This is a genomic window from Rhizobium leguminosarum, assembly GCF_001679785.1.
Taxonomy (GTDB): Bacteria; Pseudomonadota; Alphaproteobacteria; order Rhizobiales; family Rhizobiaceae; genus Rhizobium; species Rhizobium leguminosarum_R.
The window spans coordinates 1,533,990-1,556,115 of sequence record NZ_CP016286.1 but is presented as its reverse complement, the minus strand read 5'-3'; the positions used below and the strand labels follow the sequence as shown (position 1 = coordinate 1,556,115).

General features: G+C 60.5%; 23 protein-coding genes and 1 tRNA gene. 10 read left to right on the top strand and 14 right to left on the bottom strand.

The features are described 5' to 3' along the window. The 3 genes from trpC to BA011_RS07835 are packed head-to-tail and all read right to left on the bottom strand — an operon-like array spanning position 1 to position 3,740. The gene (trpC, locus tag BA011_RS07845) at positions 1-813 is read right to left on the bottom strand and encodes an indole-3-glycerol phosphate synthase TrpC (protein ID WP_065280020.1); all 813 of its coding nucleotides are present in this window, start codon (positions 811-813) and stop codon (positions 1-3) included. 9 nt (positions 814-822) lie between these two features. Beyond that, complete coding sequence (gene trpD, locus BA011_RS07840; protein ID WP_065280019.1) at positions 823-1,839, bottom strand: anthranilate phosphoribosyltransferase; 1,017 nt, start codon at positions 1,837-1,839, stop codon at positions 823-825. Positions 1,840-1,847: 8 nt separating this feature from the next. Beyond that, the gene (locus BA011_RS07835; protein WP_065280018.1) at positions 1,848-3,740 is read right to left on the bottom strand and encodes a peptidylprolyl isomerase; all 1,893 of its coding nucleotides are present in this window, start codon (positions 3,738-3,740) and stop codon (positions 1,848-1,850) included. A gap of 219 nt (positions 3,741-3,959) precedes the next feature. On the opposite strand from BA011_RS07835, the gene BA011_RS07830 reads away from it, so the two are divergent. Next, positions 3,960-4,241 carry a hypothetical protein gene (locus BA011_RS07830; RefSeq protein ID WP_025394620.1) on the top strand — a complete coding sequence of 94 codons (282 nt, stop codon included), beginning with the start codon at positions 3,960-3,962 and terminating at the stop codon, positions 4,239-4,241. A gap of 100 nt (positions 4,242-4,341) precedes the next feature. Here BA011_RS07830 and BA011_RS07825 read toward each other — a convergent pair whose 3' ends face one another. Together BA011_RS07825 and BA011_RS44190 are read right to left on the bottom strand one after the other, a co-directional pair. After that, a complete protein-coding gene (locus tag BA011_RS07825; RefSeq protein ID WP_017960528.1) occupies positions 4,342-4,596 on the bottom strand; it encodes a GlsB/YeaQ/YmgE family stress response membrane protein in 255 nt (84 codons plus the stop codon). Positions 4,597-5,154: 558 nt separating this feature from the next. Continuing rightward, a complete protein-coding gene (locus BA011_RS44190) occupies positions 5,155-5,292 on the bottom strand; it encodes a hypothetical protein (protein WP_186806519.1) in 138 nt (45 codons plus the stop codon). 203 nt (positions 5,293-5,495) lie between these two features. Between BA011_RS44190 and BA011_RS07820 the strand changes: the two genes are divergently transcribed. From BA011_RS07820 to BA011_RS07810, 3 genes are all read left to right on the top strand, one after another. Further along, positions 5,496-5,651 carry an entericidin gene (locus BA011_RS07820; protein ID WP_065280017.1) on the top strand — a complete coding sequence of 52 codons (156 nt, stop codon included), beginning with the start codon at positions 5,496-5,498 and terminating at the stop codon, positions 5,649-5,651. Between the two features lie 493 nt (positions 5,652-6,144). Next, positions 6,145-7,017, top strand: coding sequence for a transglutaminase family protein (locus tag BA011_RS07815; RefSeq protein ID WP_065282449.1), 873 nt, complete (start codon positions 6,145-6,147; stop codon positions 7,015-7,017). A gap of 130 nt (positions 7,018-7,147) precedes the next feature. After that, positions 7,148-7,975 carry a transglutaminase-like domain-containing protein gene (locus tag BA011_RS07810; RefSeq protein WP_065280016.1) on the top strand — a complete coding sequence of 276 codons (828 nt, stop codon included), beginning with the start codon at positions 7,148-7,150 and terminating at the stop codon, positions 7,973-7,975. Positions 7,976-8,029: 54 nt separating this feature from the next. Here BA011_RS07810 and BA011_RS07805 read toward each other — a convergent pair whose 3' ends face one another. Both BA011_RS07805 and BA011_RS07800 read right to left on the bottom strand, forming a co-directional pair. Beyond that, positions 8,030-8,251, bottom strand: coding sequence for an alkylphosphonate utilization protein (locus BA011_RS07805; protein WP_020050017.1), 222 nt, complete (start codon positions 8,249-8,251; stop codon positions 8,030-8,032). Positions 8,252-8,338: 87 nt separating this feature from the next. Beyond that, positions 8,339-9,235: a LysR family transcriptional regulator gene (locus BA011_RS07800; protein ID WP_065280015.1), complete on the bottom strand. Its 897-nt coding sequence runs from the start codon at positions 9,233-9,235 to the stop codon at positions 8,339-8,341. 135 nt (positions 9,236-9,370) lie between these two features. On the opposite strand from BA011_RS07800, the gene BA011_RS07795 reads away from it, so the two are divergent. Beyond that, positions 9,371-10,798, top strand: coding sequence for an MFS transporter (locus tag BA011_RS07795; protein WP_065280014.1), 1,428 nt, complete (start codon positions 9,371-9,373; stop codon positions 10,796-10,798). A 42-nt stretch (positions 10,799-10,840) separates the two neighbouring features. Here BA011_RS07795 and BA011_RS07790 read toward each other — a convergent pair whose 3' ends face one another. After that, positions 10,841-11,233, bottom strand: coding sequence for a hypothetical protein (locus BA011_RS07790; RefSeq protein ID WP_237352600.1), 393 nt, complete (start codon positions 11,231-11,233; stop codon positions 10,841-10,843). A gap of 89 nt (positions 11,234-11,322) precedes the next feature. Between BA011_RS07790 and BA011_RS07785 the strand changes: the two genes are divergently transcribed. Both BA011_RS07785 and BA011_RS07780 read left to right on the top strand, forming a co-directional pair. Further along, positions 11,323-11,730 (top strand): hypothetical protein, encoded by a 408-nt coding sequence (locus BA011_RS07785; RefSeq protein ID WP_065280013.1) that lies wholly within the window; start codon positions 11,323-11,325, stop codon positions 11,728-11,730. A gap of 67 nt (positions 11,731-11,797) precedes the next feature. Continuing rightward, complete coding sequence (locus tag BA011_RS07780) at positions 11,798-12,937, top strand: hypothetical protein (protein WP_065280012.1); 1,140 nt, start codon at positions 11,798-11,800, stop codon at positions 12,935-12,937. Between the two features lie 481 nt (positions 12,938-13,418). On the opposite strand, the gene BA011_RS07775 is transcribed toward BA011_RS07780, so the two are convergent. Together BA011_RS07775 and BA011_RS07770 are read right to left on the bottom strand one after the other, a co-directional pair. After that, positions 13,419-14,144 carry a 3-keto-5-aminohexanoate cleavage protein gene (locus tag BA011_RS07775; protein WP_065280011.1) on the bottom strand — a complete coding sequence of 242 codons (726 nt, stop codon included), beginning with the start codon at positions 14,142-14,144 and terminating at the stop codon, positions 13,419-13,421. Positions 14,145-14,550: 406 nt separating this feature from the next. Next, a tRNA-Ser gene (locus BA011_RS07770) sits at positions 14,551-14,640 on the bottom strand. A gap of 269 nt (positions 14,641-14,909) precedes the next feature. Between BA011_RS07770 and BA011_RS07765 the strand changes: the two genes are divergently transcribed. After that, on the top strand, positions 14,910-15,236 hold the full coding sequence (locus tag BA011_RS07765) for a GYD domain-containing protein (RefSeq protein WP_065280010.1): 327 nt from the start codon (positions 14,910-14,912) through the stop codon (positions 15,234-15,236). A gap of 193 nt (positions 15,237-15,429) precedes the next feature. On the opposite strand, the gene BA011_RS07760 is transcribed toward BA011_RS07765, so the two are convergent. The 4 genes from BA011_RS07760 to BA011_RS07745 form a co-directional block, all read right to left on the bottom strand. Continuing rightward, complete coding sequence (locus BA011_RS07760) at positions 15,430-16,392, bottom strand: formylglycine-generating enzyme family protein (RefSeq protein ID WP_151343406.1); 963 nt, start codon at positions 16,390-16,392, stop codon at positions 15,430-15,432. A 110-nt stretch (positions 16,393-16,502) separates the two neighbouring features. Then, positions 16,503-17,027: a hypothetical protein gene (locus BA011_RS07755; protein WP_065280009.1), complete on the bottom strand. Its 525-nt coding sequence runs from the start codon at positions 17,025-17,027 to the stop codon at positions 16,503-16,505. 73 nt (positions 17,028-17,100) lie between these two features. Continuing rightward, entirely contained in the window at positions 17,101-18,738 is a 1,638-nt protein-coding gene (locus tag BA011_RS07750) for an arylsulfatase (protein ID WP_065280008.1), read from the bottom strand. A gap of 387 nt (positions 18,739-19,125) precedes the next feature. After that, positions 19,126-19,329 carry a hypothetical protein gene (locus BA011_RS07745; RefSeq protein WP_065280007.1) on the bottom strand — a complete coding sequence of 68 codons (204 nt, stop codon included), beginning with the start codon at positions 19,327-19,329 and terminating at the stop codon, positions 19,126-19,128. Positions 19,330-19,732: 403 nt separating this feature from the next. Here BA011_RS07745 and BA011_RS07740 point away from each other — a divergent pair, with 403 nt between their 5' ends. After that, positions 19,733-20,839, top strand: a complete 1,107-nt coding sequence (locus BA011_RS07740; RefSeq protein WP_065280006.1) for a septal ring lytic transglycosylase RlpA family protein — start codon at positions 19,733-19,735, stop codon at positions 20,837-20,839. Between the two features lie 71 nt (positions 20,840-20,910). Continuing rightward, a complete protein-coding gene (locus BA011_RS07735; RefSeq protein WP_065280005.1) occupies positions 20,911-22,104 on the top strand; it encodes a D-alanyl-D-alanine carboxypeptidase family protein in 1,194 nt (397 codons plus the stop codon). Positions 22,105-22,126 lie beyond the last annotated feature (22 nt).

Genomic DNA, 22,126 nt, shown 5'->3' with positions numbered 1-22,126 from the left:
TCATTCGGCCGCGATGGCGGCTTCGCCGAAGAGCAGCGCGCGGGTGGCGGCGGCGACGTCCTCCTTGCGCATCAGGCTCTCGCCGACAAGGAAGGTATTGATGTCGACGGCCTGCAGGCGCTTGCAATCGGCATGGGTGAAGATGCCGCTTTCGCCGACCAGCAGCCGGTCGTCAGGCACCATGGGGGCAAGCGCCTCGCTGACCGTCAGGCTGACCTCGAAGGTACGCAGATTGCGGTTGTTGATGCCGATGAGCGACGAGGAGAGTTTCAGCGCCCGCTCCATCTCCTCGGCGTCGTGGACCTCGACCAGCACGTCCATGCCGAGGGCGAAGGCCTCGTCCTGCAGGCGTTCGGCTTCATCGTCGGACAGCGAGGCCATGATCAGCAGGATGCAGTCTGCGCCCCAGGCGCGGGCCTCGTGCACCTGATAAGTCTCGAACATGAAATCCTTGCGCAGCGCCGGCAGCGCGCTGGCAGCGCGGGCGGCTGTCAGAAATTCCGGCGCCCCCTGGAAGCTCGGCCTGTCGGTCAGCACCGAAAGGCAGGCGGCACCGCCGGCCTCATAGGCGCTTGCCAGCGACGGCGGATCGAAATCCGGGCGAATGAGACCCTTCGAGGGGCTTGCCTTCTTGATCTCGGCGATCAGACCGAAGCGGCCGGCATCACGCTTGGTAACGAGCGCCTTGTGGAAGCCGCGCGGCGCGGACTGGCCGGCCTGCATCGCCTTCAGATCGGCAAGCGACACTGCCGCCTTGGCAGCGGCGATCTCCTCGCGCTTGTAGAGTTCGATCTTCTTCAGGATATCGGTCATCGAACAATCCTAGTCGATATCATTGGAAACGGCGATGAGTTTGTCGAGGGCGAGCGCGGTCGCACCGCTATCCAGCGACTGCGTGGCCAGCGTCATGCCGTCGCGGATCGTTTCGACCTTGCCGGCGATGACGAGCGAGGCGGCGGCATTGGCGAGCGAGACATCGCGATAGGCATTCTTGGCGCCGCCGAGCACCTCGCGAAGCGCTGCGGCATTGGCAACGCCGTCACCGCCCTTGATGTCGGCGAGCACGCAAGGGCTGACGCCGAAATCGGCGGGCGAGAGCTCGAAGGTGCGGATCTTGCCGTCTTCGAGGGCTGCGACTTGTGTGATGCCGGTGGTGGTGATCTCGTCGAGGCCGTCGCCGTGGACCACCCAGACGCATTCGGAGCCAAGATCGCGCATGACTTCGGCAAGCGGCACCAGCCATTGCGGCGAGAAGACGCCGAGCAGTTGGCGGCGGACGCCGGCCGGACTGGAGAGCGGCCCGAGCAGGTTGAAGATCGTGCGCGTGCCGAGCTCGACCCTGGAGGGGCCGACATGGCGCATGGCGGAATGATGCATCTGCGCGAACATGAAGCCGACGCCGGCTTCGGCAATGCAGCGGGAGATGATCTCGGGACCGACGTCGAGCTTGACACCGAGTGCGGCCAGATTGTCGGCTGCGCCCGATTTCGAACTCAGCGCCCGGTTGCCATGCTTGGCGACGGGCACACCGGCGCCGGCTGCGATCAGCGCCGCCAGCGTCGAGATGTTGTAGGTGCCGCTGGCATCGCCGCCGGTGCCGACGATGTCGATCGCATCGGCAGGCGCCTCGACGGTCAGCATCTTCGAGCGCATCGCGGTGACGGCGCCGACGATCTCATCGACGGTTTCGCCACGCACGCGCAACGCCATCAGGAAGCCGCCGATCTGCGAGGGCGTCGCCTGGCCCGACATCAGGATGTCGAAGGCTGCGCGGGCCTCGTCACGCGTCAGCGGCTCGCGGCTTGCGGCCTTGGCCAGGAACGGCTTCAGATCGGTCATAAAGCCTCCTAGCGGACCGTCGCCTGTTCAGCGAGCGTCTGGTTTATCTGAGCGCCGTACTGCGTCTGCAGCAGGTTGACCATCTGATCGAGAATATCGTCGCCGGCGGCATTGGCCATGGCGGTGATCTGGGCATCGCGACTGTTCAGCACTTCGCCGGTCGGCTGGGTGTTGACCTCGGTGACCTTCAGCAGGATCTGCGTCGAGGGATCGGCGCCGACGGCACTCGCGACCGTATCGACCGGACCGGAGAAGGCGGCGGTGACGCCGGCGCGGCCGAGGACTGCATCATCGGTGGAGCGGGTGACACCGCTCTTGCTTTCGACGGCAATGCCGAGCGGCGTTGCGATATCGGCAAGGGCCGTGCCTTTCTTCGCCTCGGCCTTCAATGCGTCGGCCTTCTTGGCGAGCTCGGCCTTCTGCTGCTCCGCCGTCCAGTCCTCGACGGCCTTTTCGCGCACTTCGGCGACTGGGCGGTCGCGGTCCGGCGTGATTTCGCGGACGTTGAACCAGACATAGCCGTCGTTACCGATCGGCAGCGGCGGCGCATCGACGCCGACCTCGGTCTTGAAGGCTTCTCCGAGCAGCTGCTGCCTGGCTGGGATATCCTTGACCTCTTTGCCGTCCTTGTCGGCGCCGGTCATATCGACGGCGTCGACGGTCACGGCGGTGAGCTTCAGCTGGCCGGCAATATCCTCGAGCGTCGAACCGCCCGCGCGCAGATCCTCGATGCGATCGTGAACGTTGATCACTTCCTGAGAGGCGTTGGAGAGCGCCAGCTGCTTGCGGATATCCTCCTTCACCTCGTCGAAATTCTTCGTCGTTTCCGGCTTGATGTTGGTGACGCGCAGGATGACGGGGCCGAAGGAGCCATCGACGACAGGCGTCGTGCCGCCATCGCGCGAAACCGTAAAGGCCGCATCGGCAACGGCCTGGTCGGGAACCTTGTCCTTGGTGAACTCGCCGAGCAGCACGTCGCTTGCCGTCTTGCCCTGGTCGGAAACCAGCTGGTCGAAGCCGGTGCCGCTCTTCAGCGCCGTTTCAGCAGCGGCGGCGAGATCCTTGCTGGCGAAGGTCAGCTGTTCGATGGTGCGGCTTTCAGGCGTGCGATAGGTATCCTTGCTCTTGTCGAAGGCTTCGTGGATCTGGTCGTCGGTGACGGTCGCGGCATCGGCGATATCGGCAGGCTGCAGCTTGAGATAGGCGAGCTTGCGGTATTCAGGCGCCCGATAGCGCTGCTTGACACCTTCGAACCACGTCGCCAGCACGTCGTCGGCAGGCGCCTTGATCGGCTCGATATTGGCATTGGTGAGCAGCAGGTATTCGATGCTGCGGCTTTCGTCACCATAGAGCTTCAGGGCGTCCACCAGCGTCTTCGGTGCGGTGAAGCCGTTGGAGATGGCATCGACCACCTGGCTGCGGACAGCGACCTTGCTGCGCTCCTTGATGTAATCGTCCTGACGGATGCCGGCATTCTGCAGGCGCGAGATGAAGAGCTCGCGGTCGAACCGGCCGTTGACGGCCTTGAAAGCCGGATCGTCAGCGATCAGCTGGGCGAGGCGATCTTCGGAAAGGCCGAGGTTCATGTCTTCGGCGAGCTGGTCGAGCGAGGCGCCGGCGACGAGCTGGGCGAGCACCTGCTGCTCGACGCCGAAGGCGCGGGCCTGCTCGGGGGTGAGGCGCGTGCCGAACTGCTGGCTGAGGCTTGCTACCTGGCGCTGATAGGCGAGGTGGAATTCGTTGACGTCCACATGCTGATCGCCGACGGTCACGACCGTGGTGCTGTTGCCGCCTGACAGCAGCTCATGCGACACACCCCAGACGCCGAAGGACGCGACGAGCAGAAGCAGGAGGAGCTTGGCAACCCAGGTCTGAGCAGCTCTTCTCAGGATATGGAACATAGAAACGCAAACCTCGCAGTATCATTAACCCGCGCACGGGCGGACATTCGACGTTCCTTAAAACAAACCCGACAGGAAATGAAGGGTTTGTCGCGCGAAAAGCTGCACAAGGCGGTCGCTCGGCCGTGGCGGCTTTGCGGCGAACAAAAGATCGGTTGCGGCGGAACCTTTCGGGCCGCCATTTCGTTGAAGCGGCATCCCATGAAACAGGAGCAGACCATGGCAGAATTGAAAACCGCTTCCGCCGAATCCACCGCTGCGCGCGTCAAGGCTGATATTGCAGCAGACGATCTGTCGGCGCAGGTCGCAGCCCTTCGCAACGATCTCTCCCGATTGACGGAAAGCGTGGTCGCGCTGGGGCAGGGGGCGAAGTCGGCGGTGACCGATGAGGCTTCGCTGATGACGGAACGGCTGCGCGACAAGGTGCGCGAAGAGCCGCTCGTGGCACTCGCCGTGACGGCAGGCATTGCCTACGTGTTCGGCCTGCTCAGCCGTCGCTGAACGGGAATTCGGGGTAAGGAAAAGCCGGACGTCATGAACGCCCGGCTTTTAATATTTCCGACCACCGGCAAGGCGCCTGAGGCCAGCTATCGCGAGCGAGTCAGCGACGGATGACACGCCCGATCGCGATCAAGATGCAGGCACCGACGAACCCGGTGATCAGATAACCCAGCCAACCGGCGAGCGGCTGGATGTTCAACAGACCCAGGACCCAGTTGGCGACAATAGCGCCGATGATGCCGAGCAATATGTTCATGAGCAGGCTCATGCTGCTGCGCATGGCCTTTTCCGCCAGCCATCCGGCGACACCGCCGATAATGATGGCTGCAATCCAACCCACGCCTGCGTCTTCCATGGTTATTTCCCTCCTGGCAAAACGAGTCACAGAATGCACGAAATGAAAGGAAGTTCCACTCCCAGTTACTGAGATTGCTTGCGGGTTCAGCAACTTATGTGACTCACGGCTGCAGCAAGGTGACCGGAGAGTTCAACGCGTGGGCGATAATCTGGAACAATAGGCCGGCAATGGCGAGCACTGCGAATCCGAAAGGCATGATCAGGCTTTTGCTAAACATCTTCCTCTCCCCTTTTGCGTAAAGCATAAGCCGAATCGGACGGAGCGCAACGATATTGTTAACGGATAGTTAAGCTTGGCAATTAATTAAAATTAAATACATCGAAAAACGCAAAAATACTTTCGGACGTTGAAATCTTTGTTTTGCACCTTTCCCGTGTTGTTGTCGGATCATCTGCGATATATGCGCTTCAGACCTTCCATTTTCCGCCTTGCTATCGAGGCGGAAACTGGTGCTGTTATCTCTCGGCATCGCAAACAATGAGGCCGCGGAACGCGGTCAGTACCGGTTCCAGTGATCGCGCGCCTTTAGGGCCAATCCATTTGCCGCGGGGCAAATCAGGTCCGGTGGACGATCAGCATGAAGACGAGGAAGGACGCTGTTGCGACCGTCGCGGCGAAGGCAATCTGGTAGTCCATGTCGTCAACCCCAATTGGATGGCTCCCGTAAACGCGTGTGGCGTCACGGAGTTCCATGTCGCGAGTTCGCGCTCAGCGCCCGCGGATTGATTTTGGCGAAGAATGCGTCATCTTCCCTAGAACAGGATGATTTAGGCCCCGGCGGCCTAAAATCTGAATCCTGTTCTAAATTAAGAGTTAGAGCATGATGTCGTCCGAAAACCGGCTCACACTTTTCGGCATCATGCTCTGAATCACCTTTTCATTCGGGGAAACACTTGATGCCAAAAGCTGCAATCGCTATCGCCTGTATCTGCCTGATGACACTTTCCGGCTGCGGCAATACCGCATACGGGCTGAAGAAGGATGGACAGGAAGCGAGCCACGCCATGGACAATGCGACACATCGGGTGCTTTCGGCCGGCGCCAAGAAGTGATGCAGGCGATGGAATAAAAAAAGCCCGCCTGGGGTGAGGCGGGCTTAGGATTAACAGGGAGAATGGACGGATAGACTCCGTCTCAAATAATAAAGCATTTTCTTAAGCGCATCACTTTACGTCATTCGACGTAACGGTGACCGGCAACGACCGACGCGGCCATGATTCGCAATCAAATCATAGATATCCGGATCGAATCAGAAGTTGCCCCAGTTCTGAGCGCGGGCACGAGCGCGAATAATCCGGTATTCGCGACCGCCATAGAGCGAGCCGATTGTCAGCAGAAGCGTCAGAACGTCCCAGATGATATGCATGTTATCCTCTTAGGTTGGACGGCCCTGCCGTCGATCGGTCAAGATACAATAGCAATCTTTCGAACGTGCTTATATGACAAGAAATCGGGATGAGCGGGAAAGCCGGCAGGGCGCTTCCGCAGAAGAGAGGCGGCGTTTCCGCCTTGGAGCAGAAAAGTGAACAGATTCGACGGTGGCTTATGACGATTTTCTCCGTCCGCCACATCACGTCCTACCGTTACGTCAGGGACGTCGATTTCGGTGAGCATCGCTTGATGTTCCGGCCGCGCGACAGTTTCGACCAGCGACTGATCGAAGCGTCGCTGACGATCTATCCTGAGGAAAGTCATGTGCGCTGGATCCACGATGTTTTCGGCAATTGCGTGGCGCTCGTCGATTTTTCGAGGCCGGCGTCCGAACTTCGTTTCGAAACCTGGATCACGCTCGATCATACGCCGCAGGTCGCCCTGGATCTGAAGGTCGACGAGGCTGCCTTGACCTATCCATTCTCTTACGACAAGGACGAGATCGCTGATCTGACCCCGGCGATGCAGCGCCATTATCCCGACCCGAACGACGAGGTCGGACGCTGGGCGCGACAGTTCGTGCGCCAGGGGCGTCCGACGGAGACCGGGCATCTGCTGATGACGCTCTGTTACGCCATCCGCGAAAGCTTCGTCTATGCGCGGCGCCATGAACATGGAACGCAGACGCCGGTGCAGACCTTGCAGCTTCGCTCCGGCACCTGCCGGGATTTTGCGCTTCTGATGATGGAGGCAGCACGCATCCTCGGCCTCGCGGCGCGATTCGTCACAGGCTATGTCTATGTTCCCGACCGGGACGGTTCCACCGTGCTCGGCGGCGGTTCGACGCATGCGTGGTGCCAGATCTATCTTCCAGGCGCCGGCTGGACGGAGTTCGATCCGACCAATGGCATCGTCGGCAACCGCGATCTCATTCGTGTCGCGGTTGCCCGCGATCCGCGCCAGGCAGTCCCGTTGAGCGGCAGCTATGACGGGGACGGGAAGGATTTCGACAGCATGACGGTGCAGGTCAACGTCACCACGAGGTAACTCCGAAGTAATCTTGAATACTCCGAGCCGGCCCCCACGCAGCGACAGTTCCGCGACCACGGAACCGGGTAGCGCGATCAACGTTCAATACTCACCTCCACCGATGCGGAGACGCGACAAGGAAGCGACAATGAAGATACGCGCCGGGTTTCATCTGGGCTATGAATGCACGCAGCCGACGCCGATGCTGCTCGTCCTCAACATTCATCCCTCCCGTCGCGCCGATCTTCTCAGTGATCAGATCCTGACATTCGACCGGCCGATCGAGGCCTGGGGCTATACCGATGTGTTCGGCAATGCCTGCAGCCGGATCGTCGCTCCGCCGGGGCTGACGACGATCTCCACGGAATTCGAAATCTACGACAGCGGCCAACCCGACATCGTTCCCGACGATGCCGTCCAGCACGCGATCAATGACCTGCCGGACGATGTGCTGGTCTTCCTGCTCGGAAGCCGTTATTGCGACACCGACAGGCTTGCAGATTTCGCTTGGGCGACGTTCTCGTCGACGCCGCTCGGCTGGGCGCGCGTCCAGGCGATCTGCGATTTCGTCCATGACCACATCACTTTCGATTACCTGAAGGCCGACGTCCTCAGGACAGCGCATGGCGGCTTCACCGACAAGGCGGGCGTTTGCCGCGACTTTGCCCATCTCGCCATCGCGCTTTGCCGATGCATGAATATCCCGGCCAGATATTGCACCGGCTATCTCGGCGATATCGGCGTTCCGATCGATCCCAATCCGATGGATTTCAGCGCCTGGTTCGAGGTCTTTCTCGGCGGCCACTGGCATACGGTCGACGCCCGCCACAACACGCCGCGCATCGGCCGAATCCTGATGGGAACCGGCCGCGACGCCACCGACGTCGCCATGTCGACAGCCTTCGGTCCGGCAACGCTCTCCCGTTTCGAGGTGATCACCGAGGAAGTGCCGCAGGAGGCGGTGAAGGCCGATTGATCGGCGGGCGGCCTTACGATGCGTCGACAACCAGCATCGCGAGCGAGGCGGATCCTATGCCTTCTTCAAAAACTCGGTTTTCAACACGAGGCCTTTGACCTGCTTGGTGCTGCACTCGATCTCGCCCGGATTGTCGGTCAGACGAATGCCCTTGACCAGCGTTCCGCGCTTCAGCGTCTCCGAGGTTCCCTTGACCTTGAGGTCCTTGATGAGCGTCACGGAATCGCCGTCGTGAAGCTGGCTTCCGTTGCTGTCCTTTACAATGATGTCGGTCATAATGTCCCCGCTTGGTGATCCGGACGGGAAATCATGTTGGCTTGGAATAGTCAACGATTGGTCAGGATCTTCAGCCTACGCGTCCCTTCAATCAGCTCGCGCGCAGGCGTCCCGAACGCAGCCGCGCAGCCAGCGATGCGCCGGATCGGCATCCATCCTGGGGTGCCAGAGCAATGACACCGTGATCTCAGGCGTCGGGACGGGGAGGGGAAAACTGTGCATTCCCGCGCGCAAGGCTTCGGTGTGGCGTTCGGGCACGCTGGCGATCAGATCGGAGTTCCGGGCGAGCGCCAACGCCGTGGAAAAGCCGCTGACGATGGTGGCGATCTGCCGCTCCAGCCCGAGCGCATTCAAGGCGTCATCGATCTGTCCCTTGTCGAGGCCGCGCCGCGAGACGTAGATGTGCTGGCCGGCGGCATAAAGGGAGGGCGTTATCTCGCGCTCGCAAAGCGGATGCCCCAAGCGCACGACGCCGATGAAACAATCGCGGAACAAGGCCTGCGCCCGCACCTCCGGACCCGTCGTCCCGCCGACGACGCCGGTTTCCAGATCGACGGTCCCGTCGCGAAGCGGGGCGCTGTCCTTGTCCGGCTTCTGCACGAAGCGCAGCCGCACGCCGGGCGCTTGCCGGCCGAGGCGGGCGATGAGATCAGGTCCGAAGCTCTCGGCAAAGCCTTCGCTGGTGCGCAGCGTGAACGTCCGGACCAGTTGTCCAAGATCGAGCGCCTCTGCAGGACGCAGGATCGCCTGCGCGTCCTCGACAATCCGGCCGACCCGCTCGCGCAGTTCGAGCGCGCGGGGCGTGGGGACGAGGCCACGGCCGGCGCGCACCAGCAGCGGATCGCCCGTCGTTTCGCGCAATCGCGCCAAGGCCCGGCTCATCGCCGACGGGCTGAGCCGCAGCCTTTGCGCCGCACGCGCAACGCTGCCTTCGGCAAGCAGCACATCGAGGGTGACAAGAAGGTTGAGATCGGGCGTCGACATGCGTCAGGTATAACACACTTTCATCGTGATGTGGCGTCAGACGCATGAATTAAGTGCAAACAATGCGCCTTCCGCCATATCAAGCAGAGGACTAGGTTTTCACCGGTTCCATTCGGGGAAAACGGAGTTCACGGGGTGAAATCGATCATTGCAGAGCGAAGCGAGGCCATCGCCGAACAGGCACCCTCCGTACGATGGGCGCTTGCCAGTCTTTCCCTCTCGATGTTGCTGCCGTCACTCGGCACCAGCATCGCCAATGTCGGCCTGCCGAGCCTGGCGCAGGCGTTCGATGCGGCCTTCCAGGACGTGCAGTGGATCGTTCTCGCCTATCTCCTTGCCATCACCACCCTGATCGTCAGCGTCGGACGGCTCGGCGACATCACCGGCCGCCGCCGGCTGCTGCTCATCGGCATCCTGCTCTTCACGCTGGCCTCGGTCCTCTGCGGCGTCGCGCCGACGTTATGGCTGATGATTGCCGCGCGCGCTGTGCAGGGCCTGGGTGCGGCCATCATGATGGCTCTGACCATGGCCTTTGTCGGCGAAACGGTGCCGAAAGAAAGAACCGGGAGCGCCATGGGGCTGCTCGGAACGATGTCAGCGATCGGCACCGCTCTTGGGCCCTCGCTCGGCGGCCTGCTGATCGCCGGGCTCGGATGGCCGGCAATCTTTCTCGTCAACGTGCCGCTCGGCGTTCTGACCTTCTTTCTCGCCTATCGCCATCTGCCCGCCGATATCAGCAAGGGGAAGACGGATCGGAAGGGCTTCGACATGGCGGGCACACTGTTGCTTGCGCTGACGCTTTCGGCCTATGCGCTGGCGATGACGATCGGGCACGGTCGCTTTGGGCCGATGAACATCGCTCTGCTCTCGGCCGCCGTCTTCGGCACCGGTTTGTTCGTCTTCGCCGAGGCGAGAGCGGCATCACCGCTGATCCAGTTGACGGTATTCCGCAATCGCGTGCTCACCGCCAGCCTCGTGATGAACGCGCTGGTGTCGACTGTGATGATGGCGACGCTGGTGGTGGCGCCGTTCTACCTTTCCCATGCGCTCGGACTCAATCAAGCGCTCGTCGGCATCGTCATGTCGATCGGCCCCGTCATCTCCATCTTGAGCGGGGTCCCGGCCGGTCGCCTGGTCGACCGTCTGGACGGCCCATTCGTCGTCGTCGCAGGGCTCCTCGCCATGGCGGCAGCCTCCGTCGCCATGGCCGTGCTTCCCGGGATATCAGGCTACATCGCCGCCATTGCCATGCTGACACCCGGCTATCAGCTGTTCCAGGCGGCCAACAACACTGCCGTCATGGCGGACGTCCGACCGGACCAGCGCGGCGTCATCTCGGGCATGCTCAACCTGTCGCGCAATCTCGGGCTGATTACCGGCGCATCCGTGATGGGCGCCGTCTTCGCGTTCTCTTCGGGAACACCCGATATCACAGCGGCGCATCCCGAGGCCGTTGCCTCAGGTATGCGGACGACCTTCGCGGTCGCGGCAGCACTGGTTATCGCCGCACTCGCCATCGCGGCCGGGATTTATCGACGCCGAACCAATTCCGAAGGCGCATGATCGGTGCCCGGTATGGGCATGCGAGCACAAGCCGCCGGGAATTCAACTGGACTCGAGCTTGCCGGTCCAGCGGTTTCGCCCCTTCCAATATGAGCACTCCGGGCACGCCTCGCCAACAGGATAGTCGATTCCCTCCTCGTGGGGGCACCCGAGGATTCCATCCGCCATCACCACCGATTTCACTTCATTCTCGCGCAGGAATGCAGCGATCTCGGCGATAACGGTCTCGTCCGTCCTGAGGTCGCCGGTTTCGGCAAACCATCGGCGCAGATCGACCGGATCCGCATGCAGCGCCGGCATAATGCTGACGGCGGCCTTGCTGGCGCGGCGGTTGTCAGGCCCATAATAGGCGATCGTACCCATGGGGTAGCCGCGGTTACCGCGCTTGCTCTTTTTCTCGAGCCATTTCCGTGGTTGCCAGCCTAATTTCATCATCGCTGCTCGCTTTTTCAGTGGTTTGTTATTCTATTATCCAGCCTAATTCGCAGGGTAAAGTTCGGTAGCAATGAAAATGGGCTGAGCATATGGCCGGCAAGAGACAATGGATCGGGACGCGAATCGAGAAGCCGGCTCCGGCCGACAATCTTGAGAAGCAGGCGATTATTGCAGCCTGCGAGGCCTTCATTCGCGATATTCTGAAGCCGCGCTTCCTGCCCGAAATCCGGCCGACCGAGTGGAACTATGTCATCGATATCAGGGGCTCATGGGCGGGAAATCGGTATCGGTTCATGCAGCGCTACAGATCCGGCTTTGAGGACAATCGCGGCGAAGAGTTCGATGCCCCCTTCGCCCGCATCGACCGCATGGGACCAGACCGGTTCGATATCTATTGGATGCGGCACACGGGCAAATGGTGGCGGCTCCATTCCGGGGTGACGCTTGCCGAGGCGCTGCGAATCCTAGAAACTGACGGCGTACTGCATCCGGTCTGATCAAGACAGAACGGCGCCGCAGACTGGAACCGCCTTCGTCCATGATGAAATCTCGACCACCACGGCCATGAGTGAATATCAATATTACGAATTCCAAGCGATCGACCGCCGCCTCAACGACGCGGATCGCCGGTCCCTCCGGGAGCTATCGACCCGGGCGCGGATCACCTCCACGAGCTTCACCAACTCCTACGAATGGGGCGACTTCAAGGGTGATCCGGCCGACCTCATGGAGCGCTGGTTCGACCTGCACCTCTACCTCGCCAATTGGGGGACGAGGCGCCTGATGATCCGCTTTCCAAAGCGGCTCATCGACCAGCGACGGCTCGACGGATTTCTCAGCGCGGTCGATGGCGCCGAACTTACCACCTCAGGTGAAAACCTGATCCTCGATATCATATGCGAGGAAGTGGAATCCGAGGATGATTGGGAAGAGGGGCCGGGCTGGCTCGCGGCGCTGATGCCGTTGCGCGCGGACGTGCTGGGCGGTGATCTCAGGCTTTTTTATCTGCTGTGGCTGATGGCTGTTCAGGCGGAGTCGCTCGGGCCGGAGGAGGTGGCGCCACTGCCGGGGCTAGGTCCGATGACAGATGCACTTGAAGCCTTCGCGCAATTCTTCGGTCTCGATGCCGACCTCGTTGCAGCGGCCGCCGAACGCCCGGCCGAGACGACGTTGGCCGGCTCGATGGCATCGGATGCCGTCCAAAGCTTTGTCGCCGCTTTGCCCGACAATGAGAAGACGATGATGCTTACCCGTCTGATCGAGGGCGATCCGCATGTGGCAAGCGAGCTGCAGAAAAACGTCCGGAGCTTCTCCGCCGCGTCCTCCGCAGCCAAGCCGGCCGCCGCGTACACGGTTGCGGAACTGCAAGCCCGTGCCGGTGCGATTTGCCACATCCGCGAGCGCAAGGAAAATGAGCGACTGGCGGCGGAACGAAAAAAGCAGGAGGCAGAAGAGGCCCGCGCCCGCCGCACACGGCTCAACGCGATCATCCAGCGGGGCGATTCGGTCTGGCGCGAGATCGAGACCGAGATCGAGCGCCGCAACGCTTCCGGCTACGACAAGGCCGCCAGCCTGCTCACCGACCTGAAGACGATCGCAGAACAAAATGGCGGCACTGCCGATTTCACCCGCCGCCTGCATTCGATCCGTGAACGCCACGCTCAGAAGGGGCGCTTCATCGAGCGGCTGAACGTTTTCGGTTAGCCCGCGCCAGCGCAGCTCAGACCAAGGTCCGATCCATCCCGGACTTCGTGCCCATAGCAACTTCCCATCGATGCAATAGGTTGCTTCGGCATGCGTGGAGGTGTCGGAGTTTTGCTGTGACTAAAATGATCGTTGCGGGGATGATCCTGGCGCCGCTTGTCTTCTGGGGCTCTATTGGCGTCCTGATATACGCGTACTTCTCGTGATGGCTATTCGGCAATCACCGACTGAGGTCGGCCGCGTCCGGCTTATTTGCCGATAGGAGCGACGGTCAAGATTGCGACCAGGGCAGCCGGCTTCATGAGGCTGCATTGGCATCATGGAATGAGAATGATTGAACCGCGCGCTCGGCGCGCTTCCATGTCTTCGTGCACTTGGCCGCATCGCCGAGCCCGTATTTCGAAACATTCTGCGCCTTGACGATGCCGGCCGTGGCGCCGAAGAGATTCCGAACTGCCGCCTGACCGCCGACACATCGGGATCAGATCGAGTGGCCACGGAAGATCGCAACGGCCGCAGTGACCAGCGCGGCATTGTCGTTGGCAATCGTCCCATCAGGGAGGTGCTTGCCATCTTCCAGGCCGATACGGGTGGAGTAGCGCCGCTCGCGCGCCAACCTGACGAAGGGCCAGACGGTGTAGTCGAAACCGTGCAGAAGAATGGGCCGATTGACCCGGCTATCCCTGAGCGCCTTGATGATGCCGTCCGCGATATCGAATGCGCGCTGCAAATCCTGTTCGTCATCGAGCTCAATGAGCACGCGAAAGACCCGTTCATGATCATCGAGGCCGATGTAGCGCTCCGCATCGGCGACCGATGCCAGTCCGACTTCAATGCCGACCCCCTTCTGCTGCAGGAGCTGCATGACACCGGGCGCATCGTCATCGGAAAGGTTCACCGAGGCATAATCCGGCAGGACACGCCAGCGGCGGATGGCTTCCCGCGTTTTCTCCCGATCACCTTCGATCCAGGCGCCGGTGGACACGCCGATCAGCGTTCCCGGACAGACACGGCGGATCGCGCCGACAGTGTCGTCGACGGCGGCAAGGCTCTCCTTGCCATCGGTTCCTCGCGAATGAACATGGAGCTCCGCAGCGCCGGCAGCGACCGAAGCCGTGGCATCACGCACCATAGCATCGATCGTTAGGGGAAGAAGGGGATGGAAATCGCTCGACCGCGCGCCGTTGATGCAAGCTTGAACGATCATAAAAGGAGCCTCGCGCTTGTTGGGCCGCTTAAGACACCGGGCATACCAACTCGGAAACCCGAAGACCTAGGGCGCTGCTGACAAAGTCATTTCCCTTGCCGTTGCAGCCCCAATAATATCAAATCAGTCGAGATAGGCGACTGCTGCTCTCATGCAGGGTCAAGCTGCGCGCACGCCGACCAGAGGACGGCCACGTGATCTCGTGGCAGCGACGTGACGTCAATCTGCCGCCCGACCCCATTCTTAAGTTAATGGCGGTCGCGTCCTGTTGCTGCCTGTATATCATCTGATCGTCAACGCAAAGGAGGGGGCGTGAAACTCATCTATTGCCCTCAGGGAAGGCCGACCTTCATGACGATTGCGATGACGGATGGATCTCGTGCGAATTTTCGGAAAAATCGGCATATGGCGGAAGAGGTGGGATTCGAACCCACGGTACGGTTTCCCGCACGCCGGTTTTCAAGACCGGTTCCTTAAACCACTCGGACACTCTTCCATCTGATTGAAAAGGTCGAGAAATCTACATTTTGTCGATTTCTGCGAACCGGCCGTTGCTGCCGATTTGCTACCCAATCACTCGATGGCTGGCTTTTTAGCAGCTTTGATAGCAGCGTCAACGTTCTCTGCAGCATTTGCAGGCATCCTGGCATGACGTGCGAACAAATTCGAGCGTGAACACCGAGGGGGCCCGTTTCGCTCCCTGGAAATGACTCGCGTTCTCCTTTGCTTGGGCGTTAACTGCGTGTTCCGGTGGAGGAACAAACCATGGCCATGTATCTCACACGCTTCAGCTATACGCCCGAGACCTGGGCGCGGATGATCGAAAAGCCCGAGGATCGCCGAGAGGCGGCACGTAGTTACATTGAATCCGTGGGCGGAAAGCTGCATGGGTTCTGGTACGCCTTCGGCGAGCATGATGGTTGGAATCTGTGGGAGGCGCCTGACAACGTGTCGATGGCGGCTGTCGCACTTGCGATCGGCGCAGGAGGCGCGCTCAGCTCTATGGAGACCACCGTCCTCCTCAGCGTCGAGGATACGATCGAAGCCTTGGAAAAGGCGAAGTCGGTTCGGTATCGCCCACCGGCAGCGTAGGCGCGGCCCACCGCTTCCGATCATGTTGAATATGAACGCTTCGCGCGCATCGTTCCCGGCGCAAGCTTTCTGAAAATTGCGGCAGAGGCGCCAAGCGTCCCTATTTGGCCAGCACAGCCGTTTGTAGCCGATGAAGCTGTCTATCTCCGATTTGAATCCCTCAGCCAGCGAAATCAGCGGGGCGCTGTTTGCATTATGAGCGGACAATACATCGGAAGCCTAGATGGCAAGTTGCTGTATCGACGGGTTGCGCCATGCGTGCGGCCGGCCGGTAACGGCGGCAATAATTGGGCGCGCAAAGATGCGAGCCGCCCTTCATGACTTTGCGTGGAATGCGGATCTGCGGTTGGCGCGGATCATAGCTGCTCGAGAGTTCAGCGCCGACAGGATTCGAGATCGTGCAGCACGGGCTGTCGATCATGCCATGCTCTTGATACCAGTCGGTCGTCCATTCCCAGACATTGCCGACCATATCGAACAGACCATAGCCGTTGGCCGGAAAGCTCCCCACGGGAGATGTCCCCTCGTAACCGTCCTCGCGACTGTTCTGGACGGGAAACTCGCCTTGCCAAGTGTTGGCCATATGCCGACCGCCCGGCAACATTTCCTCTCCCCATACGTAGTCCGCCGCCTCAAGCCCTCCGCGTGCGGCAAACTCCCATTCTGCTTCGGTTGGCAATTCCTTGCCGGCCCAGGCCGCATAGGCTTGTGCGTCCTCGAAGGTGACATGGACGACCGGGTGCTCCAATAACCCCTTGATCGTGCTTGCCGGCCCTCGCGGATGCCGCCAGTTTGCTCCGCGCACATATTTCCACCAGTTGTAGTGGTTCGTCAGGTCAACGGGCGGCTTTGGCTTGACGAAAACGACCGATGATGGTGCCAGCATTTCCGTGATCGCACCGGGATAGTCTGCCGGGTTGGCCGGCCGCTCCGCCGCGGTGACATAGCCGGTCGACTCGACAAAGGCGGAAAACGCCCGGTTCGTCACGGGGCATGTGTCCACCCAGAACCCATCGACACGAACCCTGTGCGCCGGGGCTTCCTCCCCATAGTGGCGATCCGAGCCCATCAGGAAATCGCCGCCGGGGATCCATAACATACGACCGCTCGCACGCGCTTTCACAATCGGTGGTTCCAACATGGCTTTGCCTTGCATCCGACCTTCACTGATCATTTATTCGCAAAGACCTTCACTCAATTGACCCCGGCTGGTTGCCGTCATCAACGTCTGGAAGAGAACTCGTCTTTGCCGGCCTTCGCGTAAAATTACTGCACCTCGCGATGTGCGAAGAACAGACTCCAAAGCCTTCCTTTGCCGAGTGCCACTCCCAGTTCCCTCGATGCCAGATAAGGGATCAAGATCAACAGCATGATTGCGCTCATAGCCAGGAGTTCGGGCAGCCGACTGGCTATGTCGGCGATCACAACCGAGAGTGCCCGGCCATGAAGGAAGCCAACGACGCACTCTTCAGCAAGCGACATGACGAGGATCAGCGACAGATAGAGTGCCGCCTTATAGGCGACGACGCTGAGAAGTCTCGAACTACCGGACCGCTCTCCGAGGCCGATCGTATGACCGAGCAGGATGAACTTTCCAAGAATGAGGGCCTTGATCGCGGGTATGCCGAACACAAGAAATTCCACACCCTGACCACCGAGGACGGCCATTTTGTAGAGGAGGATTGCCGCGAAACAGACATAGAGATAGACGCAGAGGAAGGCGTACTCCTTTATCTCGTGCTTGGCTCGCTGGAGGATAGTCGTCGCTTGCCCGTTCTCATTCGCAATCATCGATCTTTTTCCGATCATAGTCGGGATGCCGCCGAAAATTCACGGCGACATCCTTGCCTTCGTCAACGTCTGATCACTGTCCGCCACCCCGCTGGAGTTTCTCCAGCACATGGTCCAGCGAGAAGCTGCCCGGCGACTGGCGGGGCGGATATTTTACATAGGTTTGAAGATGTTTGGCCACGTATGCCTGGGCCGGAACCAGCGCGAAGGCATGTTCGACGCGCCATCTTGCATAGTCTCCCGCTGCATGCTGGGCAATTTCGAACGGATCGGCGCGCAGGTCGATTAATTTCGGAAATCGCAGTGTGATCAGAGGATCCTGCCACACGTCCAACCCTTCTGCTCGTTGTTCCATGAACACTAGCTTCCACCGGTCGTAGCGTAATCCCGCCAGGTTCCCCTCGTCAGTCCAGTAAAAATACTCCTTGCGCGCCCCAGGCCCTGTCCCGTCAAACAGTTGGCGTTGGTTGTAGCCGTCAAGATGCACGTTGAATGTCTTGCCGGCCGCTTCATAGCCGGTCAGAAGCTTGGCTGCGATGTCAGGCTCGCCGGCTGCCGCAACCAAGGTCGGCAGCCAATCCTCGTGGGAAACAATCTCGTTGATCTCGGTTCCCGGTTTGACAACGCCCGGCCAGCGCACCATCCCGGGCACACGGTAACCACCTTCCCAATTGGTATTCTTTTCGCCATGGAAAGGCGTTGTGCCGCCATCAGGCCAGGAAAACACCTCTGCACCGTTATCGGTCGTCCAGACAACGATGGTGTTTTCGGCGATGCCAAGTTCGTCGAGCTGGTCGAGCAGCTGGCCAACCATAGCGTCGAATTCAGCCATGCCGTCGGCAACGATCCCCAAGCCCGTTTTGCCTTTCGACTCCGCCTTAAGATGCGTATAGATATGCATCCGAGTCGCGTTGAACCAGCAAAAGAACGGCTTTTCGGCTTTGGCGCTGCGGTCGATGAAGTCCTTGGCAGCACCTAGGAATTCCTCGTCAACGGTTTCCATGCGTTTTCTGGTGAGCGGTCCCGTATCCTCAATCGTCTGCTTGCCCACTCTTCCGAAACGCGGATCCTCGGTCGGATCGTCTGTCTCGCTCGCTTTGCATTTCAGCACCCCACGCGGTCCGAATTTTGCGCGAAACTGTGGATCCTTCGGGTAATCGGGGTTCTCCGGTTCTTCTTCGGCATTGAGGTGATAGAGGTTGCCGAAGAATTCATCGAAGCCGTGGACGGTTGGCAGAAACTCGTTTCGATCGCCGAGATGGTTCTTGCCGAACTGGCCGGTAACATAACCTTGCGGCTTGAGCAGTTCGGCGATCGTCGGATCCTTCTCAGACAGGCCTTCCTTGGCTCCGGGAAGGCCGACTTTGAGCAGCCCCGTGCGAAAACAGCTTTGGCCGGTAATAAAGGCCGCTCGCCCCGCCGTGCAGGATTGCTGCGCGTAGAGATCGGTGAACATCGCACCTTCGTCGGCGATACGGTCGATATTTGGCGTCTGGTATCCCATCTGACCGCGATTGTAAGCGCTGGTGTTCCACCAGCCAATGTCATCGCCGAAGATCACAAGAATGTTCGGCTTCTTTGCTCCTGCCTGGGCAAGCGCCGGAATGCTGGCGATCGGACAGAATGCCGCCAAGGCGATTGCCGAGCCGCCGCCCAGCAGGATCTGGCGCCGGGTACTATTGAGATCCGTCCTTCCCGTTTTATCGCTCATCTCATGCCTCCCTAACTGTCACAGAGATTTTGGCGTCAGAAAGCAACCTAACGCATTCGAATATCCGCGCTATTGCACTTAGGGGCAGTTGCCTTGGCCATGGATATCGTTCGAGGATAATCAGACGCTGGAGGCTGAGCTTGCTGCGCCTGCGTTATGAGCACGATGAAACTAAGTTCCTGGTGCAGAACGGAGGTTGACGGGGAATTGGTCCGACGAAGATCTGCACCACTCGGCCGCTATCGAAATGCCACGCGCATCTCTCGCGCAGACTATGCGCATTTCGACCGGGGTCGCCGCCGTAAGCAAAACCGCTGACCTCTCAATGATAGAAGCTCGGCCGGCACTGCAATGAGAAGGTGGCATACAACTGGAGATTCAACGGACTTAGCTTCCGTCCGATCCAAGGCCCTTCGGACCGTTGAGCTGGTTCATATCCTCGCCGAGAGATCGAACCGCCTCCATCGTCACGGCGAGGGCCGACATCAGGATTGCGATGTCGTTGTCTTTATCCGGCTGGGAAAGAGCGCGAGATCGAGCGTGCAACTGCTGGCTGATGGTATCGAGCCGCGTCAGGGTTTCATCGTTCATGGTTATCCTCCAAAGGTCTAAACCTTCAAAGCCTGCGGCGGACAATTCGTTCCCATACAGAAGGGAGAGCCGCCCCGCTGAGGCGTATCAAATACGCGCCGGCCGTGTTTCAATATGGCGCTTTGGGGGTGTCCGGAAGCGTCCGGATGTTCACCATATGCCCCGCATCGGCACGATCATTTCGGGCCTCATTGCGGCGGCGGAAGGGCAGGCGGAAAGGGCTTCCGTTAGTGATTTATAAACCATAACCATTAGAATTGTCGCTATCGCTGCGAAATCGTTCGTAAATTTGCCACGAACTTAGCAAGATTAAAGCCTCGTTAGGCGGGCGGGAATAAGGCGCTATTGCCCCAAGATGGGCAGGGTTCCTTAACCATAACGATCTTTGAGCGGCGTGGGGCATATGAAACTGGATTACGGGGCGGCGTCTTTCGCAACGACAGCACGGTGGCTGGCGATCTCGGCAATGTGTGCGACGGTTGCGGCTTGCGGCACGACGCAGGCGGTGCCGAAGAAAAAATCCCACGGCAAAGAATATTTCTCCGAATCCGAATATGGCGTGAAGGCGAGCCCGCGGGTCGCCACCGGCAACAATATCCCGAAGGGCGGCGGCCGCTACATCGTCGGCAACCCTTACGAGGTGAAAGGCAAGTGGTATTATCCGAAGGAAGATTTCGCCTATAACAAGGTCGGCGTCGCCTCCTGGTATGGCTCGGCCTTTCATGGGCGCCTGACGGCGAATGGCGAAGTCTACGACCAGATGCATCTTTCCGCTGCACATCCGACCTTCCCCCTGCCGAGCTATGCGCGAGTCACCAATCTCGAATCCGGTTCCTCCGTCATCGTGCGCGTCAACGATCGCGGTCCCTATCACGCAGGCCGCATCATCGACCTTTCCAATAAGACGGCCGACATGCTGGATCTGCAGCACAGCGGCACCGGCAAGGTGCGCGTGCAATATGTCGGCCGCGCCCGCATGGACGGCCACGACATGCCCTATCTGATGGCCTCCTACGCGCCGAAGGGCAGCCGCATTCCCGGTGTCAATCCGGAAGGCCAGATCGCAACCGGCGTGATGGTCGCCTCCAACAGCCGCAAGATCACCCGCGACCAGCTACAGAGTTCGGAAGACTACGAGACGCCGGCCAACGTGCCGGTGCCGAGGTCGGCCACCTCTTATGCCGGCTCGACGCCGAGCGCCCGCAACAATGCGGCAGGCGCCGCAGCGCCCGCTCAGGCACCGGCTGGCCATGTTCTGGTCGCGCCAACAGCGCCGTCCTTCAACAATGGCGCTCAGGCGATGGACCAGATGGTCGTGCTGCCGGAGATCGGTCCGATGCCCTACGAGCGGCCCCAGAATTCGCTGGCGCTCGGCTACCAGAACGAAGAGGTGAAGACGGTGACCGTCGATCTCGCCTTCGACGCGGTCATGGTGCGCAATGACGGGCTGACCCAAGAGTCCATCCTTGCCTCGGCCAAGCGCCAGCAGTCAAAGTTCGCCGCGCGCTGAACTGGCAATTGCATCGGATTTCCTCGCGTTCTAACCTCCCGACATACGCCGCTCGATCAATGGAAATTGCGATGCTGAAGCCCATGCTTCGCCTGCTTGCATGCCTCACGTCGCTCACCACCGGCGCATTTGCAGCCGATGGCGGTGGCGCCGGTTTCGCCACCAAGGCGGCGCAGGCCTATATGATAGAGGCCGCCACCGGCACGGTGCTTCTCGCCAAAAACGAGGATCAAGGTTTTTCGCCGGCCTCGCTCGCCAAGCTGATGACGATGGATCTGGTTTTCGAGGCGCTGACCAAGGGCCAGATCACGCTCGACACCGAATATCCCGTTTCCGAATATGCCTGGCGGACAGGCGGCGCGCCGTCGCGGACGGCAACGATGTTTGCCAGCCTGAAATCACGCGTGCGCGTCGAGGACCTGATCAAGGGCGTCGCCATCCAGGGCGCCAATGACAGCTGCATCATCCTCGCCGAGGGCATGGCCGGAAGCGAGCAGCAATTTGCCGGGTCGATGACGCGGCGTGCCCGCGAGCTCGGCATGGAGAAGGCGGAGTTCGGCAATTCCACCGGCCTTCCCGATGGCAAGAGCAAGGTGACGGCACGCGAGATGGTGACGCTCGCCGCCGCCCTTCAGCAATCTTATCCGAACCTTTACCCCTATTTCGCGCAGCCGGATTTCGAGTGGAACAAGATTTTCCAGCGCAACCGCAACCCGCTGCTTGGGCTCGACCTCGGCGCCGACGGACTTGCGACCGGCTTTACCGAGGGCGAGGGGTATTCGATTGTCGCTTCGGTTCAGCGCGACGGCAGGCGGCTGTTTCTGGCGCTTGCCGGCATCGCTTCCGACAAGGAGCGGACGGAGGAGGCCAAGCGCGTACTCGAATGGGGGCTGACGGCCTTCGAGAACCGGCAGATCTTCGGCGAGAAGGAAGTGATCGGCGCCGCCAGCGTCTATGGCGGCACGGCGCGCACCGTCGATCTCGTCGCCAAGGCGCCGGTCAGCGTCTATATTCCGATCAGCAATCCCGACCGGCTGTCGGCGCGCATCATCTATCGCTGGCCGCTGACGGCGCCGGTCAAGCCGGATAGCCAGGCAGGCACGCTCAGGATTTTCGCAGGCAGCCGGCTGCTCAGGGAGGTGCCGCTCTATACGGTGCAGGCAGTCGGCGAGGGCTCGCTCAGCAGCCGCGCGGTCGATGCCATGCTGGAACTCGGCGAATCGCTGTTCTTCTCCTGGCTCTGGGACCAGCCCGCGCCCGTCTGACGCCCGATTTCTGGTACAATTT

Excerpts from the sequence above, each read along its gene's own strand:
- trpC (WP_065280020.1), bottom strand. The coding sequence starts at position 813 with ATGACCGATATCCTGAAGAAGATCGAACTCTACAAGCGCGAGGAGATC.
- trpD (WP_065280019.1), bottom strand. The coding sequence starts at position 1,839 with ATGACCGATCTGAAGCCGTTCCTGGCCAAGGCCGCAAGCCGCGAGCCG.
- BA011_RS07835 (WP_065280018.1), bottom strand. The coding sequence starts at position 3,740 with ATGTTCCATATCCTGAGAAGAGCTGCTCAGACCTGGGTTGCCAAGCTC.
- BA011_RS07830 (WP_025394620.1), top strand. The coding sequence starts at position 3,960 with ATGGCAGAATTGAAAACCGCTTCCGCCGAATCCACCGCTGCGCGCGTC.
- BA011_RS07825 (WP_017960528.1), bottom strand. The coding sequence starts at position 4,596 with ATGGAAGACGCAGGCGTGGGTTGGATTGCAGCCATCATTATCGGCGGT.
- BA011_RS44190 (WP_186806519.1), bottom strand. The coding sequence starts at position 5,292 with ATGGAACTCCGTGACGCCACACGCGTTTACGGGAGCCATCCAATTGGG.
- BA011_RS07820 (WP_065280017.1), top strand. The coding sequence starts at position 5,496 with ATGCCAAAAGCTGCAATCGCTATCGCCTGTATCTGCCTGATGACACTT.
- BA011_RS07815 (WP_065282449.1), top strand. The coding sequence starts at position 6,145 with ATGACGATTTTCTCCGTCCGCCACATCACGTCCTACCGTTACGTCAGG.
- BA011_RS07810 (WP_065280016.1), top strand. The coding sequence starts at position 7,148 with ATGAAGATACGCGCCGGGTTTCATCTGGGCTATGAATGCACGCAGCCG.
- BA011_RS07805 (WP_020050017.1), bottom strand. The coding sequence starts at position 8,251 with ATGACCGACATCATTGTAAAGGACAGCAACGGAAGCCAGCTTCACGAC.
- BA011_RS07800 (WP_065280015.1), bottom strand. The coding sequence starts at position 9,235 with ATGTCGACGCCCGATCTCAACCTTCTTGTCACCCTCGATGTGCTGCTT.
- BA011_RS07790 (WP_237352600.1), bottom strand. The coding sequence starts at position 11,233 with ATGATGAAATTAGGCTGGCAACCACGGAAATGGCTCGAGAAAAAGAGC.
- BA011_RS07785 (WP_065280013.1), top strand. The coding sequence starts at position 11,323 with ATGGCCGGCAAGAGACAATGGATCGGGACGCGAATCGAGAAGCCGGCT.
- BA011_RS07780 (WP_065280012.1), top strand. The coding sequence starts at position 11,798 with ATGAGTGAATATCAATATTACGAATTCCAAGCGATCGACCGCCGCCTC.
- BA011_RS07775 (WP_065280011.1), bottom strand. The coding sequence starts at position 14,144 with ATGATCGTTCAAGCTTGCATCAACGGCGCGCGGTCGAGCGATTTCCAT.
- BA011_RS07765 (WP_065280010.1), top strand. The coding sequence starts at position 14,910 with ATGGCCATGTATCTCACACGCTTCAGCTATACGCCCGAGACCTGGGCG.
- BA011_RS07760 (WP_151343406.1), bottom strand. The coding sequence starts at position 16,392 with ATGCAAGGCAAAGCCATGTTGGAACCACCGATTGTGAAAGCGCGTGCG.
- BA011_RS07755 (WP_065280009.1), bottom strand. The coding sequence starts at position 17,027 with ATGATTGCGAATGAGAACGGGCAAGCGACGACTATCCTCCAGCGAGCC.
- BA011_RS07750 (WP_065280008.1), bottom strand. The coding sequence starts at position 18,738 with ATGAGCGATAAAACGGGAAGGACGGATCTCAATAGTACCCGGCGCCAG.
- BA011_RS07745 (WP_065280007.1), bottom strand. The coding sequence starts at position 19,329 with ATGAACGATGAAACCCTGACGCGGCTCGATACCATCAGCCAGCAGTTG.
- BA011_RS07740 (WP_065280006.1), top strand. The coding sequence starts at position 19,733 with ATGAAACTGGATTACGGGGCGGCGTCTTTCGCAACGACAGCACGGTGG.
- BA011_RS07735 (WP_065280005.1), top strand. The coding sequence starts at position 20,911 with ATGCTGAAGCCCATGCTTCGCCTGCTTGCATGCCTCACGTCGCTCACC.